At 37.9% G+C, this 18,752-nt stretch carries 16 protein-coding genes; 9 read left to right on the top strand and 7 right to left on the bottom strand.

The window, feature by feature from the left end; all coding sequences use genetic code 11:
- Positions 1 to 224: 224 nt before the first annotated feature.
- Positions 225 to 1,889 (bottom strand): T9SS type A sorting domain-containing protein, encoded by a 1,665-nt coding sequence (locus H6614_04780; GenBank protein MCB9242965.1) that lies wholly within the window; start codon positions 1,887 to 1,889, stop codon positions 225 to 227.
- A gap of 403 nt (positions 1,890 to 2,292) precedes the next feature.
- Between H6614_04780 and H6614_04775 the strand changes: the two genes are divergently transcribed.
- From H6614_04775 to mutL, 5 genes are all read left to right on the top strand, one after another.
- A complete protein-coding gene (locus H6614_04775; GenBank protein MCB9242964.1) occupies positions 2,293 to 3,108 on the top strand; it encodes a glutamate racemase in 816 nt (271 codons plus the stop codon).
- A gap of 1 nt (position 3,109) precedes the next feature.
- Positions 3,110 to 3,682 carry an orotate phosphoribosyltransferase gene (locus H6614_04770; protein MCB9242963.1) on the top strand — a complete coding sequence of 191 codons (573 nt, stop codon included), beginning with the start codon at positions 3,110 to 3,112 and terminating at the stop codon, positions 3,680 to 3,682.
- A gap of 91 nt (positions 3,683 to 3,773) precedes the next feature.
- Positions 3,774 to 4,919: an acyl-CoA dehydrogenase family protein gene (locus H6614_04765; GenBank protein MCB9242962.1), complete on the top strand. Its 1,146-nt coding sequence runs from the start codon at positions 3,774 to 3,776 to the stop codon at positions 4,917 to 4,919.
- 86 nt (positions 4,920 to 5,005) lie between these two features.
- Positions 5,006 to 5,959, top strand: coding sequence for a signal recognition particle-docking protein FtsY (ftsY, locus tag H6614_04760; protein MCB9242961.1), 954 nt, complete (start codon positions 5,006 to 5,008; stop codon positions 5,957 to 5,959).
- A complete protein-coding gene (gene mutL / locus H6614_04755; GenBank protein MCB9242960.1) occupies positions 5,956 to 7,773 on the top strand; it encodes a DNA mismatch repair endonuclease MutL in 1,818 nt (605 codons plus the stop codon). The genes ftsY and mutL overlap by 4 nt, the downstream gene beginning before the upstream one ends.
- On the opposite strand, the gene H6614_04750 is transcribed toward mutL, so the two are convergent.
- From H6614_04750 to H6614_04740, 3 genes are all read right to left on the bottom strand, one after another.
- Entirely contained in the window at positions 7,770 to 10,520 is a 2,751-nt protein-coding gene (locus tag H6614_04750; protein MCB9242959.1) for a CHAT domain-containing protein, read from the bottom strand. The two genes, mutL and H6614_04750, sit on opposite strands and share 4 nt — an antisense overlap.
- A 254-nt stretch (positions 10,521 to 10,774) precedes the next feature.
- Positions 10,775 to 11,146 (bottom strand): hypothetical protein, encoded by a 372-nt coding sequence (locus tag H6614_04745; protein ID MCB9242958.1) that lies wholly within the window; start codon positions 11,144 to 11,146, stop codon positions 10,775 to 10,777.
- 120 nt (positions 11,147 to 11,266) lie between these two features.
- Complete coding sequence (locus H6614_04740; GenBank protein MCB9242957.1) at positions 11,267 to 11,704, bottom strand: hypothetical protein; 438 nt, start codon at positions 11,702 to 11,704, stop codon at positions 11,267 to 11,269.
- 153 nt (positions 11,705 to 11,857) lie between these two features.
- On the opposite strand from H6614_04740, the gene H6614_04735 reads away from it, so the two are divergent.
- Entirely contained in the window at positions 11,858 to 12,460 is a 603-nt protein-coding gene (locus H6614_04735) for a sigma-70 family RNA polymerase sigma factor (GenBank protein MCB9242956.1), read from the top strand.
- Positions 12,382 to 13,149: a hypothetical protein gene (locus H6614_04730; protein MCB9242955.1), complete on the top strand. Its 768-nt coding sequence runs from the start codon at positions 12,382 to 12,384 to the stop codon at positions 13,147 to 13,149. Before H6614_04735 ends, H6614_04730 begins: the two co-directional genes overlap by 79 nt.
- On the opposite strand, the gene H6614_04725 is transcribed toward H6614_04730, so the two are convergent.
- The 3 genes from H6614_04725 to H6614_04715 form a co-directional block, all read right to left on the bottom strand.
- On the bottom strand, positions 13,143 to 13,589 hold the full coding sequence (locus H6614_04725) for a DinB family protein (protein ID MCB9242954.1): 447 nt from the start codon (positions 13,587 to 13,589) through the stop codon (positions 13,143 to 13,145). The genes H6614_04730 and H6614_04725 overlap by 7 nt on opposite strands.
- Complete coding sequence (locus tag H6614_04720; protein ID MCB9242953.1) at positions 13,589 to 16,024, bottom strand: transketolase; 2,436 nt, start codon at positions 16,022 to 16,024, stop codon at positions 13,589 to 13,591. Before H6614_04720 ends, H6614_04725 begins: the two co-directional genes overlap by 1 nt.
- Positions 16,025 to 16,085: 61 nt before the next feature.
- On the bottom strand, positions 16,086 to 17,663 hold the full coding sequence (locus H6614_04715) for a hypothetical protein (protein ID MCB9242952.1): 1,578 nt from the start codon (positions 17,661 to 17,663) through the stop codon (positions 16,086 to 16,088).
- Between the two features lie 183 nt (positions 17,664 to 17,846).
- On the opposite strand from H6614_04715, the gene H6614_04710 reads away from it, so the two are divergent.
- Entirely contained in the window at positions 17,847 to 18,068 is a 222-nt protein-coding gene (locus tag H6614_04710) for a hypothetical protein (GenBank protein ID MCB9242951.1), read from the top strand.
- 32 nt (positions 18,069 to 18,100) lie between these two features.
- A complete protein-coding gene (locus tag H6614_04705) occupies positions 18,101 to 18,730 on the top strand; it encodes a glycoside hydrolase family 25 protein (GenBank protein ID MCB9242950.1) in 630 nt (209 codons plus the stop codon).
- Positions 18,731 to 18,752: the final 22 nt, after the last annotated feature.

Below are 18,752 nucleotides of genomic sequence, written 5' to 3'. Positions count from 1 at the left end.
GGTTTTTAAGTTTCATAGTAAATAAACTATGTTTAATTGTTTTAAAAAATGCCCAGGGAGACATTAAAACAACATAATACTCTAAAATCTAAATGTCAATACTAATTTTCTATCTAATAATTAGTAAAAAAACTTATTCTACTTTTAGGAAATAGAAAACCCCTGAAAGATTAATATCCAGGGGTTTTAGGTTTAGTCCTTGCGGACCAATATTTATTGAAGAATTATTTTACGAGCATCATCTTCTTAGTTTCGACAAAATTGCCAGCCGTTAATCTGTAGAAGTAAACACCACTTGTCAGATCTTTTGCATTAAATTCAAACTCATAGCTTCCCGGCGAAATCTGACTATTTATCAGGGTAGAAACTTCCCTACCTGAAGCGTCGAATATGGAAAGCCTGACATTTGAAGTACCATTAGATGCAGGGATATCGAATTTTATCTTAGTAGAAGGATTGAACGGATTCGGATAGTTATTAAAGAGTCCGTATCTCTCCGGCACTTGAGAAGAAACATTCACGATACCTGTTATCGTAGTTGTGAAGAAGAATATAGTAGAGAACGGAGACGTACCCATTCCGTTCCTTGCATTCACTCTCCAGAAATAAACCGTGCTTCCATTTAATGCTCCGCTACCAACCTGATATTCCGCGGCATCGACACCAGCTTCATTTACCACAAACGACCCGAAGTTAGGATCATTAGAAATCTGAATCCTGTAATCAAAGGCGTTTGTAACAGCACCCCATTCCATAAGCGGAGTAGGTGAAACACCGACAGCACCGTTAGAAGGACTTACCAGAGTTGGTGCAACAGGGATGCTTCCCCATTTTGCCACTCTATTTACAGTATTGGGTCCAGCATTAGTAAACGATCCCCCAAGAATGAGGTTTGCATCAAAGACACCAAGAGTTCTAACATCAGAACTTGTACCAGTTCCAAGAGCAGTGAACGATGAACCATTCCATCTTCCAATTCTGCTTAAAGAACCACCACCGCCAATACCCGTAAATAAACCTCCAATATAAAGCTCACCAAGGTAAAGGGTCATAGCCCTCACACTACCGCCTGTAACACCAGAAGCCATATTTGAGAATGAAGATCCATTCCAAGAGGCAATGTTTTCAGAGGTAGCACCGCCTATATTGGTGAAGAAACCACCAATAACGAGGTTAGAACCAAGCTGTTCAAAGCAATATACAGCAGACCCGGTAATAACACCCGATCCGACTGTATTCCAGTTACTACCATTCCACCGGGCGATCCTGCCAACAGGAACACCACCGACGGTAGTAAAAGTACCACCAACATAAAGTTCGTTACTAAAAGATCTAAGAGCGCTCACGGTAGAGTTTGTGCCTGCGCCAAGTCCTGACCAGGCAGTTCCATTCCATGAGGCTATGTTGTTTACAGTAATACCTCCAGCAGTTGCAAATGTACCGCCTACATAGAGAGTACTATTGTGGACTTCTAGAACTTCAGCAGCACCACTGAGTCCGAGTCCAAGGTTGGTCCAAGACGAACCATTCCATTTTGCGATCCTATTAGCGGAGTTGCCGCCTGCAGTGGTAAAATTACCAGCTACGTAGAGATCGTTTCCAAAAACTTGTAATGCCCTTACATCACCGTTCATACCGGAGCCAAGCGCAGACCAGCTTGTACCATTCCACATTGCAATTCTATTAACCGACAGGCCGCTTGCAGTTGTGAAATCGCCTCCGACAATAAGGTTCCCGTTGTAAACTACAACTGCTCTCACCGTAACACCGTTTACTCCTGTTCCAAGCGCTGCAAAGTTTTGCGCATTGGAATCAGTGACCGAAAAAGAAAACAGTAGTATCAGGCTGAGTAGAGCAGATCTAAAAATTAATGAGTAATTTCTTTTCATAAAGACCTCACTAAAAATTTTGTTATTGTTTAGTAAAAAATTTTCAAAGCCCAGAAAAAAACTCACTGAATTAAAAATAGTTAGTATAAGTTTATAATAATTTTTTTGATAGATACTTTCAAACACAAAAATAAGTTGACTTGTAGTAATCTAACTACAGCGAACCTCAAGTAAAATATTAAGCAAAGAACTTAAAAAATTCCTTTTCAGGCAATTATTAACAAATTGTAATGTTAGCCACCTAAACTATAAATGAATTAAAACTTAATGTCAAGACTAATATTTGGGTTAAAATATTAGCAAATAAGCTTTGTCTAGTAAGAACTAGTTTCACTGACAGCACTATCTAATACATTTATATATTGATAAAAAAAATGTACTTTATAACTCAAATTAAACGATATTGAAGCAGAAATTTACCTCCAGGAGCCCCATCGGAGTATTTGATTCAGGAATTGGCGGATTAACAGTGGCAAAGTCAATATTTAGGCTCCTACCTAATGAGAACATTATATACCTGGGGGATTCAGCGAGACTCCCCTACGGCACCAAATCAAAAGAAACAATCATACTATATTCAATAGAATGCTTAAAGTTTCTCTTGAAGAAGAAAGTCAAACTTATAGTAATTGCTTGCAATACATCGTCTGCAATTTCCGTACCATTCCTAAGTAAGATAACTACAGTACCGGTATTAGGTGTGATCAATCCGGGAGCATCGGCAGCTACGCAAACTACTAAAAATCATAAGATTGGGGTGATAGGTACAAGAGCTACTATAAATAGCGAAGCCTATCAGAAGCAAATAAAGAAGTTAGACAAAAAAGCTAAAGTATTTTCACAGAACTGCAGTTTATTTGTACAATTAGCTGAAGATGGGTGGACTGATAACGAAATAGCGGAATTGACAGCAAAAGAATATCTTACGGACATTAAAAAAAGCGGTATCGATACTATGATTTTGGGGTGTACACACTACCCTATACTACGAGATACTATTCAGAAGACAATGGGAGCTAAAATAAACCTTATAGATCCGGGTGAAGAGACGGCAAAAGAGGTAAAAAAAGTCCTTTCAGAAAGAAATCTATTGAATAAGCAAAAAAAGAACGGTTACCACAAGTTTTTTGTAACGGACTTCCCGGTGAATTTTAAGAGTATCAGTGAGAGATTCCTAGGAAAGAAGATCAGCGAAATCAAAAAAGTAAAACTTACATAATATGACAGGTGAAGAAGTATTAGAAATTTTTAAGAAGTCGGGATCGTACCTGGAGGGGCATTTCGTGCTGACCTCAGGGGATCACAGCCCGCATTATTTCCAAAAGTCGAAGGTATTTCAATACCCGGAATATAACAGCGCATTTGCCGAGGCGATAGTGGAGAAGTTCAAAGATAAGAAGATAGATAAGGTGGTGGCTCCGGCTACCGGCGCAATTGTGCTTGGCACAGAGGTAGGAAGGCAATTGGGAGTACCCAATGTTTACGCTGAGAGGGAGAATGGCGTGATGTCGCTGAGGAGAGGATTCGAAATAAAGGAAGGTGAGAACATCTTAATTGTCGAGGATATTGTTACTACAGGGGGAAGCGTGAAAGAGGTAGTAGAGATGGTGGAAAAAATGAAAGGCAACATTGTTGGAATAGGACTCATAATAGACAGAAGCAACGGTAAGGTAGATTTCGGGTATGATACGCAGGCTTTAGCAACTGTAGATGTTGTAAAATTTCATCCCGATGAAGTACCTGACTGGCTTGCCGAAATTCCAATTACTACTCCCGGAAGCAGGTATTTATAAAACTAATACACTTATTTTACATTTCAGCAAAGCTGTAAAATAGGTATATTTATGGTTTATTAATTATTCCTTTACATAAAATTACCAAAATATGGATTTTAAGTTAACAGAACAGCAACTCGAAGTGCAGAAGCTCGCGAGGGATTTTGCGCAAAACGAGATAGCTCCCACTGTAATGAAGTACGACGAAGCGCAGGAATTTCCGATGGATATTGCCAAAAAGCTCGGCGAGATTGGGTTTTTGGGCATTATTTTCCCGGAAGAGTACGGCGGTTCGAATTTTTCAATGATGGAGTACGCTATAATAATCGAAGAAATTTCCAAAGTGGATCCGTCACTGGGATTAACGATCGCTTCACACAACGGTCTATGTACGAATCACATTTATTCATTTGCAAGCGAAGAACTAAAGAAGAAATATATTCCTGACCTTGCTTCAGGCGCGAAACTCGGAGCCTGGGGACTTACCGAGAATGTCTCTGGAAGCGATGCGGCAGGTATGGCAACAACCGCAGTGAAAGAAAACGGACATTATATTCTAAACGGAAGTAAGTTATTCATCACGCAGGGAGCAGTTGGCGAGACAGCAGTAGTAATGGCAGTAACAGATAAAGAAAAAGGAAGCAAAGGTATTTCCACATTCATATTAGAAAAAGGATGGGATGGTTTTAAGGTCGGAAAAAAAGAGAACAAGCTCGGCATGAGAGCTTCAGATACCGCCGAGTTGATATTCGAGAATGTAAAAGTGCCCGCAGAGAATTTGGTCGGTAACGAAGGTGAAGGGTTTATACAGGCGATGAAGATACTCGACGGCGGAAGGATAGCAATCGCGGCATTGTCACTGGGTATTGCAGAAGGCGCTTTCGAGGCTTCGCTTAAATATGCGAAAGAAAGGAAGCAATTCGGGAAGTCATTATCGGAATTCCAGGGAATTCAGTTCAAGCTGTCAGACATGGCAACGGATATAGAAGCGGCAAAACTTTTAGTTTACAGAGCAGCAACCGACAGGGATGAAGGAAGACCGATAAATCTTAGCGCGGCAATGGCGAAGTATTTCGCGTCAGAGATTGCAACAACAGCAACTAACGAGGCGATACAAATTCACGGCGGATACGGATTTATGAAGGAATTTCCTGTAGAGAAACTGTACCGGGACGTAAAGCTGATGACAATCGGTGAAGGTACATCGGAAGTTCAGAAGATGATCATAGCAAGAAACGTGCTGGAATTGTTTTAAGAAGATGTAAGCATCATATTAAAGCCGATCCAGGTGGGTTGGCTTTTTTTGTTTGGATTAAACTACAATTAAAGTAAATTATATTTATGTCGATATTCGATAAACTAAAGCAGGGACTGACTAAAACCAAGGAAGACCTTTTTGGAAAGGTTAACCGGCTTATTAATGCAAAGTCAAAGATAGATGATGAGTTCATAGAGGAGCTGGAGGAGATATTCCTTTCGTCCGATATGGGATATGATACAGCGGAAATCCTGATAGAGAATATTAGATCAAGAGCTAAAGAAGACAAATTCGAAGACAGTGCGGAGCTAAATGAACTGATAAGGGATGAAATTAAAAAAGTTCTCACCGATAACCTCTCGGAGTTTAACACATTTTCATTTAATACGGATAAGAAACCGTTTGTGGTTATGATAGTAGGCGTGAATGGCGTTGGTAAAACGACATCCGTGGGTAAGCTGGCATATAACTTTAAGAATGCAGGGAAAAGTGTACTGATCGGATCAGCTGATACATTCAGGGCTGCGGCAAATGAGCAATTAGAGACGTGGGCAAAAAGAGCTGATGTGGAAATACTCCAGAAGCCGGATGCAAAGGACCCGGCATCGGTGGCATTCGATACGATAAATATGGCTAAAGAAAAAAATATAGACGTAGTGCTGGTAGATACAGCAGGAAGGCTTCACAATAAGTCTCATCTCATGGATGAACTTAACAAAGTTATGAGGGTGATGAAGAAAGTCATACCTGATGCTCCGCATGAAATATTTATTGTAATAGACGCAACCACCGGGCAGAACGGCCTAAACCAGGCGAAAGAGTTCTCGAAAGCATTGAACGGCTTGACGGGATTGATACTCACCAAGCTGGACGGAACTGCAAAGGGCGGTATAGTAATGAAGATAAGCAAGGAGATGGGTATCCCGGTAAGATTCATCGGTGTCGGGGAGCAGATAGATGATCTGCAGATATTCGATAAAGAAAAATTCGTAAAAGCATTGTTCGAAGAAAAAGAAACAAGCAGTCATAATAATTGAGCGGAACTATAAAAATATTACCACAGGCATTATCTAATAAAATAGCTGCGGGCGAGGTAGTGAACAGGCCGGAATCCGTTGTGAAGGAGCTGGTAGAGAATTCCATCGATGCCGGAGCGACGGATATCAGTGTTATAATAAAAGACGCCGGTAAGTCTCTGATACAAATCGTGGATAACGGTTCCGGAATGATTGAGGAAGATGCCATAATGAGCTTCCAGAGGCACTCCACAAGCAAAATATATTCCTATGATGACCTGGAAGCGATTAATACGCTGGGATTCAGAGGTGAGGCACTGGCATCAATATGTTCAATCTCGCAAGTAGAAATGAAGACAAAGACAGCCGGAGATGATGTCGGAACGCTGATACGCGTCGAAGGAAACGAAGTAACGGAAGTCACAAAGACCACTACTCCAATAGGAACTTCTATCGCCGTAAAGAATTTATTTTACAATACACCGGGCAGAAGGAATTTTCTTAAATCAAACCAGACGGAATTTAAACATATATACGAAACTTTTGTAAGGCTGGCGATATCTCACCCGGAAATATCATTTTCATTCTGGAACAACGACGAAAGGATATTCGACCTTCCAAAAGCGGAACTCCTCGATAGACTGAGTGATATATTCACAAATGAATTCACCGATTCTCTCATCCCGGTAGCACACGGAAACCAGCTTATAAAGATAAGCGGATTTATTGCAAAGCCGAATTTCACAAAGAAGACAAAGCAGGATCAGTTCTTTTACCTCAATAGCAGGTATTTCACAAGCAAGAACCTGAATTTCGCCGTATATAAAGGGTATGACCATTTAATCGAGAAAGGAAACTACCCATCATTCTTTTTATTCATCGGTACCGATCCTAAGAAGGTGGATGTGAATGTACACCCGTCAAAATTAGAGGTAAAATTCGAGGAAGAGGGCGCGGTATTCGGGTTTATTGTGAACGCTATGCGAAACGCATTGAAGGATGCGGACCTTACTTTTGAGATAGGTTTCGGTAGTTACGATGAGACACCAGAGAAGAGTGAATCGTTCTTTCATAAAAGCCATGGAAACGAAGCCAAGATAACCTCGATGGGAAACCATTCGAGCGGAGGCGGATTTACGCAGAAAAAAGACGCGACGATACACTCAATATTTGAAGCATCTAAGCAGGCAGAGGAGAAAGAAGAGGATATACTCGATAGTGAGAAACAGGCAAACGTATTCGAGCACTCGCCAAAGTCGGAGACAGAGAGATTTAATATATGGCAGTTCCAAAAAAAATACATAATGTGCCAAACGGAAACAGGCGTACTGATAATAGATCAGCATGCGGCTCACGAAAGGATACTGTATGAGAGAGCTTTGCTGTGGCTGGAATCACAATCGTCTTTTTCACAGCAGTTACTGATACCGATTCAGGTGAAACTCACCAAGATAGATCTTAAGATCGCAGAGGGATTGAAAAAGGAATTGAGCAATCTAGGATTTAATTTTAAAATACTTCCGGACGATATTATAGAGTTATATGGATTGCCGTCGGACGTAAAAGTAGGAGATGAGAACAAGATATTCCAGCAATTGATAGACCAGTACAAGGAATATGAGCTGAAGCTAAACCTGGAAAAGAGGGACAACCTTGCAAAGTCCTTCGCATGCAGGAGCGCGATAAAGGCAAATGATGCTCTGACACAAAAGGAAATGCTGGCTTTGGTGGATAATTTATTCTCGGCAAAGATGCCGTATGTATGTCCTCACGGACGACCGACGATGATAAGGATAACGACAGAAGAACTCGATAAGAGGTTCAGCAGGAGCTAAAGGCGGTGTGCGTCCCCTATCAGAACAAAGGGCGCCCAGTAGGCTGGATTTGATTTGATATTATCGGATGATCTAATATATTTTATCTTTGCCTTGCGCAGTGCTTCATCTTTTTCCATACCTTTCGATAGACCTTCGTAAAAGTAATTCACTACCTTACATGTGGCAAAGTCACTAACCTGCCACAGACTCATCATAATACTCCGGCTTCCCGCATATAAAAACCCCCGAGCTATACTCATTACCCCCTCCCCTTTTACAAGTTTTCCATACCCCGTATCGCAGGCGCTGAGTATAGTAAGCTCAGAGTTCAATCTTAAATTGTAAAGCTCATAGGTATGAAGATATCCTTCATCAATGGATGTATTATCAGATGTAAAAGCGATCTTTGAAAACATGGGGTTTGTATCTTCTACAATGCCATGTGTCGCAAGGTGAATAATCGGATAATGCCCGGCATTCTTTAAAAAATCTTTCTTTGATGCTTTTTTATTTATATATACATCACCATTAAAATATTTTTTAACATTACGAATCTCCTTAACATTCCATTTTAGATTACATAATTCAGAGCGCAGGACATCGGCTTTCTTTAATGTATTATCCCTTTTCTTAAAAGAAGGCGCAAAAGCAAGAACTTTTATTTGTTTTCTTTTTTTAACTTTTTTAGTGTTATTAACCAATAGGGTTGCAGAGTAGCTATATCTGATATCATACTTTTCGAGTAAATAAGCTAAACTCCTAAAACTACTTCCGGTAACGCCGGGTTTTTTTGTTATTAGAGTTTCAAACGGGATATAATTTAGTAAACCATCCGGAATTATAGTTAATCTTCTAATACTGTCGTCATCGCATATAAAATCCTTTAGAAGTACTTTATATAAATAGTGGCTCAAACGGGAAAAATTAATTAGATTGTCACTAATGCAATTAGCAGAAAGAGAGAGACAGTTACGGAATTTTTTTAACTTAGTGTCAAAACTCTTACTTTTATCAATCCTATTAACAGAAAATTCGGTCTTAGTTATTTTGAATACAAAGATGAACTTTTCTCCAAGAAAATATTCTATAACTGCCTCATCATGGTCAATAATATTTTGGATCTCTTCAACAGTTGCGGTATCATAATTATATTTCAAATCATAATATTGTTTGTAGTTCTTCTCAATATCTTTTACAACTTTTTCCAAAGCTTTCTTAGCTGAAAATAGCTCGCTCTCAAAGGTACTTAATCTAACCCTATCTACTCCATTTTTATTTCTTTTTTCATCGAATATTTTTTTCTTATAGAAAGAAATCTCATTTTTTAAACTTCTTTCCCTTTCCCGGATCTCATCCGGAATACCTGATGACTCTCTTGCTTTTAGCTCATTTATATTTTCCAGCAGTATCAGTCCTTTATTCTTTTCGGCAAATTCGAATGCTTTTTGAAAATAAACAGGATCGGAAGTCTTATCGGATAATGTCAATAAAGTATCAATTGCCTGCTGAAAGATTGAATTACTGTTTGCAGATAATATGACTTTTGACTCTTCATCAGAAAGGTTTTTCCTCACATTATCTTTCAGTCGCGACAATCGCAGAAAACAGTCATAAGCGGTTATTAAATATCTGATGTCGTTGTTTTTTGCAAAAATTGCCTTTAATGTTAAAGCTTTTTTAAAGAGTACATCAGAAATTTCAGGAAAGAAAGTAATATTTTCAATATCAGGATTTTTGAACCAGGATCTTATAGGATTTCCAATATTTAAAATGTTTAATGCCTTCTGAAAAGTGGAAAGTGCCGTGTCAAGCTTTCCATCTAGATAATAACTTTCGCCTAAGAGACTATATATTCTAATCAGTAGAGAGTTTTTGTTACCGAACTGTTTGAGCCTTAGTTTTAGGGATTTACAAAAATATTCTTGAGCTTTTTTATAATTTTTCTTATCAGTGTAGTAAATTCCCATATTTAAATAAAGATAAGGGATATGATAAGTATGAGGTTTATAATCTTGTAACTTTCTATATTCCTTCAGAGATTTAGTAAAATAGTAATGAGCTTTTTTAAAGTTTCCGGATTTCAAATAATGGACAGCAATATTATCAGAAATAGTAGCAATCAGGTTTCTATTTAGTAGCGAAAGATTTCTACTAAGATAAAACAGAGCTTTCTTATAGTATTTTAAATAGTTATGGTTACCATATTCAATCAATTCGTAGTTAAATCTATAAGAGATCTTAGCGAATGTTACAGCCAGATTATTATAATAAACCCCTAATAGCTCGGTTTCATCAGGGTGATTCGTTTCGACCAGCCTAATTGACTGGAACCGATATTTTACCGACTTTTGAAAATCCTGAAACCCAGAATAAAGGTTTGCAAGCGTATTGTAAATTTGCGAAAGTTCTATTGGATAAAAGTAGTTACCGTTCAATAAAACCTTTTCAGCTTCCAATGCACAATTGATCGAGCTATTAAACTCTCCTTTATTATGGTAAATTGTACTCTTGAGTCTTAGGAGATCCATTTTGCACTTATCTCTATCAGCAGAAGGAAGTAATTTTAGACAAGCGAATCCCTTGTCAATCAATCTAATCCCTTCTTCGAGAGTATTTAATTGATAGCAACAATAAGCTGACTTATAATACAAAGCGGAAAGCGATAATTCTCCTTCTGCTCTGGATATAGCCTTCTTGTAATAGTTTAATGCTGTACTATAATTGTCTTTGCTAAGATATTCTTCAGCTTTTGTAATATAATTCACAAATCTATTGATATAAGTTTTAGCTTTGCTATGGACAAGCGTTTTAATCCAACAAAATTAAAAAAATAAAATTCAAATTAATAAATCACAAGACACACCGGCATCGGTGAATGCTATTAATTAATGCTTTTCGGGGAATAAATTGATTTATATCCATGTCTTTCTTTTATTATAAAGATAAAACACCTTATAATAAAAAGAGAAAGTGATGACCACTTTCTCTTTTAGAAATCAATTAGGGATTGACTTAAAATTTATTCTCCATATGGACATGAACCAGATTCTAAAGTAATAACAGTATAGCTGTCCCCACCCTCGGCAGTATGCTTCACCACTGATTCACCATGAACAGCACCCGCGCAGATATATACTATATATTCATTTGTATCTGCAGGGTCTATATAGTATCCGAACAAGCATGTGCCTGCTAGATCCATCATTTCGGGTCCTGAGCTCTCGTCAGCGGGAACTATCCATACGGTATAGTCAGGACATGTGCTTGCATCAACCTGAACCCATGTATTGTATCGACCTTGAGGTTTAGAGGTGGCTTCAGAATTATCAAGGAAAACTACTGCAGTGAAAATCACTGCTATCACGAAAACTAAAGAAATTGCTTTTTTCATTGATCTGTTTAATTTAAAGTTTTAAAAATAAAATTCTAATTTAGAATCACAAGGCATACCGACATCGGGAAATGTTATTATTAATACGTTTTAGGGGTCAAGGGTAACTAGTAAAAGATTTTATTCGACTTTTATAAACTTTTTCTCACAGATTCCCTTGCTAATGAAAACATCGAGTAAAGAACTCATTTCCATATTCATATAAAAAGAACGGGTTCCATAATATTGTTCAGATCCATGTGAGTAACAGATCTCTATATTCCAATATCCCGGAATGAAGTTATTGTTATTGACCGGAATTTTTACTACTCCAGATGTATCAGTCAATAAATATTTTTCTTTTTTATCCGATGATTCAATTTTGACCCTTGCTTTGATCAGTTTTTCATTCGAATCATACTTTAAGAATCTTATCCTTAATACACCGGATTCACTTAATGGGACAAAATCATTTCCATTAACCATCGACCTATAAATATCAGGAATTGGATTCAACGGCTCTTCGCAAGAATAGAGAAAAGCCAGCAAAGTTAATAATATTAAAGTCAAAATCTTCATTAACTTTTATACATAATCAGTTATTTAGGTAACCCCATTTTAATTACCTAAGTCCTTTTTTTGGTATTAAGAGTATCATATTATATTAATTGAATTTTCTTAGTTATTTACATAAGTTATTTATAGTATTGTATTTAAATAACTAAGGGTTAGTTGAGGCAGAACAAAATAAGTGACGGGGAGATTTTAAAGGGAATTCAATCAGGGGAAGCTAAGAAAATTAACCTTTGTCTTGAGTATCTTTATAAATCAAATTACCCTATTATATCAAGGTTTATTCTCGGCAATAACGGGAATGAGACCGAAGCACAGGATATTTTCCAAGATGCAATTATTGTATTTTATGAAAAGGTGCAAAAAGGCAATCTTGAACTATCCTGTAATATTACGACATATCTTTACTCGGTATCAAGAAATCTATGGCTTAAAAGGCTTAAGAGTAAAATGAGATCTTCTTTAAGAATAGAAGATATACAGGAATTTGTACCCGTAGATGATGAGGCAAGTGAAATTGACAATGAAAAAGTACTTCAAACGCTAAACAATCTAATTAACAAACTCAGTAAAAAATGCAAAGAGATCCTTATAGCATTTTACTATGATAATATGTCAATGAGAAAGATCATGAATCTCGAAGGATATAAAAGTGAACAAGCCATGAAAAACAAAAAATATAAATGTATGAAAGAATTAATGAACATTATGGATTCTTCCATGCAAAAGCGAAATATATTAAAAGAGTTTCTAAGTTTATGAAAGAAGAGTTTAAAGATATAGATAGATTCGAGAAGTATCTATCGGGCAAGTTGACCGGGAATCAACTTTCACAATTTAAGAAGAACCTAAAAAATAACCCTGCCTTTGCAAACCAATTCAGGAATTTCAAACTTTCGCAAATAGCAATAAATACCTACGGTAGATCTGAAATTAAAAAAAAGCTTGTAAAAATTCATAAAAGGAGTATAAAAAAAAAGAATCTACAGAGTGATAGCTTAGATAATCTAAACCAGTCGGTGAGTAATTTTATTGATAAGATCTTTGAAAAATATTTCTCACCTTACGAAAACATTGTCACCGTCCGCTCGGATCGTAGCAAGTACCTAAATGAGGCAATGAAACAATATTCCGAAGGAAACTACAATAATGCGGTAACCCTTTTCAAAAAAATACTTAAAGATAAACCGAAGGACGTGTATTCATTATTTTATTGCGGGATCTCTCTGCTAGATATTGGAAAGTACAAAGAAGCACGAACCAAATTTAACAAGCTTTTAAAAATCGAGAATAATGTATTTAGGGAACAAACAGAATGGTATGTTGGCCTAACTTATCTGAAAAGTTACGATGTTAACAAGGCAATATCAATTTTTGAGAAGCTAGGAACTGAAAGCAACGAATACAATTCTGCAAAAAGAATTATAAAAAACCTAAAGGATATTCAATAGTTAAACATCCTTCGGTGATAATTTATCTGTCCAAGATGATATCCTAAGTGATACCCCAATCCCGTTATTACCCAGCCGACAGTCAGATTTTCTCCAAAGTCATCAGTTGGATATTTCTTATTCAGATCATCCAGTGAAAGGCTTTTCAAAACAGGCATAATCGCTTCTTTAGTCGATTCAATTTCCTTAACTATTTCATCCCGTGATAAGTCTTTCACGGTGAATTCGTAATCTCTGTTACGTTCGTAGCCGGTATTGCCAATAATTGCACCAAAAAAATGTTTAAGGTTGCCACAGAGGTGCATGGCAAGATTTGCGGGAGTGTTTTTGATATCACCGTGGAGTTTCCAGATATCCTCTTCGTTCTTATATGCAAGGAGCTCTTCCTTCAAAGAGTCGAGCTTCTTACCGAACAATATGTCGTAAGTTTCAAATTCCATCAATAGAACATTGGATAACTTGAAGGATCTGCTTCATTCATAATATTATAAACGGCCCTGAATACGTCCTCAGCATTTGGTTTTGAGAAATAATCCCCGTCCGTACCGTAGGCGGGTCTGTGTTCCTGCCCCGGGAGACAAGACGGTTTCGAATCAAGGTAGCGCCATCCTTCCTGCTCATCAACCACCTTCTGCATCATATATGCTGATGCACCACCCGGGACGTCCTCATCGACAAATAGAACTCTATTTGTTTTCTTCAGTGATTTTTTAATGACGGCATTAATGTCAAAAGGTATGAGTGTTTGCACATCAATAATTTCGCAAGAGATGTTAACATCATCGAGCTTATTAACGGCATCGGATACAATGTCTACACAAGCCCCATAGGTAACAATAGTAATATCCGTTCCCTCTTTGACCACTTCCGGAACACCGAGCGGCACTGTAATATCGCCAATATTATCCGGGAGAGCTTCTTTCAAACGATAAGCATTAAGACGCTCGACAATTAAGCCGGGCTCGTCTGACTGGAGAAGTGTGTTATAAAAACCGGCTGCTTTTGTCATGTTACGAGGTACACAAACATATAAACCGCGAAAAGAACCGAGTACAGCACTCATTGGTGAACCGGAGTGCCAAATACCTTCGAGTCGGTGTCCGCGTGTACGAACTATCATCGGGGCTTTCTGTCCACCCTTTGTTCGATAAAGTACGGTTGCAAGGTCATCACTAATAATTTGCAATCCATAGAGAAGATAATCGAGATACTGGATTTCAATAATTGGTTTGAGTCCTCTCATTGCCGAACCGATACCCTGGCCTACAATTGTAGCTTCACGAATACCCGTATCAGTAAGACGCAGATCGCCGAACTTTTCCTGTATACCAACCATTCCCTGGTTTACATCGCCGAGCTTTCCTATGTCTTCACCAATCGCAAAGATCCTCGGGTCACGCTCGAATGCCTTCATGAAGAAAGCGTTAAGAACTTCACTGCCGTTTAGTCTTTCAGCTCCATCACTATAAACAGGTTTGACCTCTGGTACACTCAAAGCATTATGCTCAGATTCGCTGTACAGATATGAACTGTATCTCTCAAAATTCTTCTTGTTAAATTCGTTATACCAATCAATAAGAGAATTTCTTTCAGGTGTATCATCATTTCTAGAAAGGCGTAGGACATCCATAACTGCCGACGAGATAACTTTTCTATTTTTGTCTAGAGAATTCTTTAACGAGTCATAGACAACTTTAATGTCATCCTTTGCCGTACTCTTATCAGCAACCGCGAGGAAGAGTTCACCGGTTTCATTAGCATCTTTTTTGATCGGATCGAGAAATTCATCCCACGCTTGCTTTTGTGATTCTTTAACGAACTTCTTTGCTTCGGCTTCTATTTCATCAAGTTCCTTCTCTTCGGCAATAGCGTTCGAAAGCATCCATTCGCGCATTTTAGTTATGCAGTCCATGTCTTTTTCCCATTGAAGGCGCTCGGGTGATTTATAGCGCTCATGGGACCCTGAAGTAGAGTGTCCTTGAGGCTGAGTGACTTCCTGAATATGGAACATTACAGGGATGTGCTTCTCACGGCACACCTGTATCCCCTCCTCATAAATTTTACAAAGTCCCTCGTAATCCCAGCCTTTACCAATGTATATTTTAAAGCCCTGCCCGGATTCCTCATCGTATTCGTAACCTTTTAAGACTTCGGAAATATTTGATTTCGCTACCTGGTATTTATTAGGAACGGAGATACCATAGCCGTCATCCCAGATCGATATTGCCATCGGGACCATAAGAACCGCGGCGGCGTTTATGGTTTCGAAGAACATTCCTTCCGCGCAACTGGCATTACCGATAGTGCCAAAAGCAACTTCATTTCCTTTGTCGGTAAATTCGGTCATGGAATGAAGTTGTTCGTTATTTCTATATAATTTGGATGCGTAAGCCAAACCGAGCAGTCTCTGCATCTGGCTGGCTGTGGGTGAGATATCAGGCGAGGAGTTTTTTATCTCCATTAAGTTCTTCCAATTACCTTTCTCATCCAGGCTCCGTGTCGCAAAGTGTGAATTCATCATCCTTCCTGCAGATGCAGGATCATGTTCAACGTCCGTGTCGGCGTATAATTGAGCAAACCATTCTTTAATGGTAAACATATCTGTTGCGAAAGCAAAAGTCTGGTCGCGGTAATAACCTGAGCGGAAATCACCCTTTTTAAAGGCTTTTGCCATAGCCAGCTGGGCTATCTCTTTACCGTCGCCAAATATTCCAAATTTAGCTTTCCCGGTGAGAACTTCCTTCCTGCCAAGGAGGCTGGCTTCCCTGCTTTCGACGGCAAGCTTATAATCCGCAATTACTTCGTTTTTATACTGATCAAAATTCTTGTCTGCTTTATTGGTCTGTTTACCTGATTTTTGGTTAGCTTTCGACATATATGCGCAATTTTCTTCTTAATTATTGGTAAAATACAAGATACGAAATATGGGGAAAAGGTTAAATGCTAAAGCGGGTGGTCTTGTGAGGACGTAATTTACGTGTGGATTTACTCTGATTTGGCTTTCTCCGGATGAGTTCATCAGCTTTTTTGAGGAGCCAGTCCTTGCTGTAAACATCTTCCTCCTTAAATATTTCTCTACGGATATACCCGTCTGAAATGCTATTCACTTTTCCGTGCTCGCGAATCAGTTTTCCAACGAAATAAACCAATCTTTTATTGATCTTCTTTATACGAGATGAAATATAATCCGTATTATCGAGGTAATGTCTAAATGCGTCAATAAATTTCAGTGCTTCTTCGTATTTTGCAAGGTCGTAAAGAGACATTAAATAGAAAGCCTTTTTTTCGACGGTAAACTGGTGATACTCGTTCTTCATTTTTCCGAGATTGCTAATTGCTCCATAGAAATCCCTCTTTTCGAACATAAGGCGGGCTTTAGCATAATGAATGGCATCCTTTCTAAGATCCTTATGAAGCTTAGGTCCAAACCTGTCTATGAACTCTTCTATCCATTTAATTTCACCCTCTCTGAGACCGGCTATAATCACATTCCTAAATAAGTCCATAGGAAAGTTTTTGTTTTTAGAGTGTCTGTAGAGACCATTCTCGATAACCAATTTATAAACGGATATAAGTTCACGAGCGTATTTTTTAATATTTGGCTTAGACCTGCGCTTTAGCACACAATAATCGAGGAGCCGGGCAAAGAAGTGGTGCCTGTAATCTATCTCAATATCGCGGGCGCGGGAAATAAGCATCCTCTTATAATCTTCATAATATTTATCATTATCCATAAATGTGAACGCTTTGTATTTTGCAAAGTATATCTCAGCAATATCCACTTTCTTTTTATCATCTTTATCCGAGACAGTGTTCAGGAATTCGATCAGCTTTTCTATATTTATGCTCTGGTACATATATTCAAGGAATCTCTCGTCAATATGTACGTTCTTTTGTTTGCAATATTTTACGTATATATCTGCCAAACCTGTCAACTCTATAGTAAAATAATTGAAGAGATATTTTGCGGCAAGCTTATGCTCACTCGTATCCTGCTTTTTACCTTTCCTTATTTTTTGACCGCTCATCACATTGGTGATATTAAGCTTTTCCTGCTCGAGATTATAGCGGAGAAGATAGAACGCGGGATCGGAAATATCAGACTCGTTAAGATGCTTCTCTGCACTTGCCAGATTAATAGAAAATGGTCCATGCAAACCCTTTGAAAGAAGCTCCTCTCTAAGAAGTTCGCATCTAAGCATATCTTTTTTTCTAAATGCTCTAACCGCCAGAAAATCTTCAGCGGCGTGATACAGCGCGTTCAGGAAAAATCTCATCGTAGAATCAGAGTATCCACGCTCTCTAAATTCTTCAGGGAAAAGTTTTCTATACAAAAAAGAAGCGTCCACGCTACGAAAATCCTTATGGTGGGCGTGCTTTAATAAGAGATCATACAGTTCACTCAGCTTTTCACGCGAAATAAAATATGGAGAATTTAGGAATTTACGAAAGTCCTTAAACTCTTCACGTGAGAAAGTCCTGAGAATATCGAATATTTTGCTATTCCTGATCACTTTATTTGCAACATTTGAAATATAAATAAGCTTGTAATATATTCATTTCTTTAGAAAAAATCAATATTTAGTTACCCACTACTTCACAAAATCCTGCAACATAATCTTCCAAGCTTCTTTGCACTCTTGAGCAATTAGGAATAATTTCTCATTAATCTTCAAAATTTAAAAAAGGAGAGAAAAATGAGATCACTATTACTTTTTATTTGCGCCCTATTTGTATTGAGCTTCGGAACTCTGTCGCCGGGTAATGTAAGCGGAGCGACTCCAGGCAGTACCTCATCTGTAACCGACATCACAGATGGAAATGGTGTGATCTATGAGTATGTAACGATCGACGGAATAACATATGTGTACGTCTATAAGGACGGCGTCCTTGTAGAAATATATGAGATGGAGGAGTAAAGGGAAAATTTTTACAAAATTAAAAAAGAAAAATGATAAATAGAGTAATTGACATTTCTCATCATAATGAACGTATTAATTTTGAAAAAGTAAAAGAAGCAGGAATCATAGGAGTAATTCATAAAGCAACCCAAGGTATTTCATTTGTAGACGACAAGTATAGGGAAAGAAAAAAAGAAGCGCTTGAAAACGGGTTACTATGGGGAGCATATCATTTTGGAACGGATAAAAATGGTAAGAATCAAGCTGATCATTTTTTAAATCATATTGATAACAATAACGATACAATAATTGCACTGGATTTTGAGCGTAATGATCCCAAACCATACGATACTATTCATAAGAAACAAGGAGAGGATTTCATTGAAGCAATTCATGAAAGATTTAATCTCTATCCTGGTATTTACTCAGGAACTTTTTTACACAGTCAGATAACCAATAATTCAATTTTCAAAAAATGTTGGCTATGGCTTATTGATTGGGATAATAATCCAAACTGGCCAAAGAATATATGGGATAAATGGACTTTATGGCAGTACACTGGCGATGGAAATGGACCTGAACCACATAAAGTTGATGGTATCAGTGGAAATTGCGACAGGGATAAGTTTAATGGAGAGGAATATGCTCTAAAAGAATTTTGGGAATCAAACAAAATATAAAATTTTACCATAAACTTTTAAA

The sequence above is a fragment of the Ignavibacteriales bacterium genome (assembly GCA_020635255.1).
Lineage (GTDB): Bacteria > Bacteroidota > Ignavibacteria > Tepidaquicellales > Tepidaquicellaceae > JAEYVS01.
Note: the sequence above shows the minus strand (reverse complement) of the source record. Positions and strands in the feature narration are given on the sequence as shown.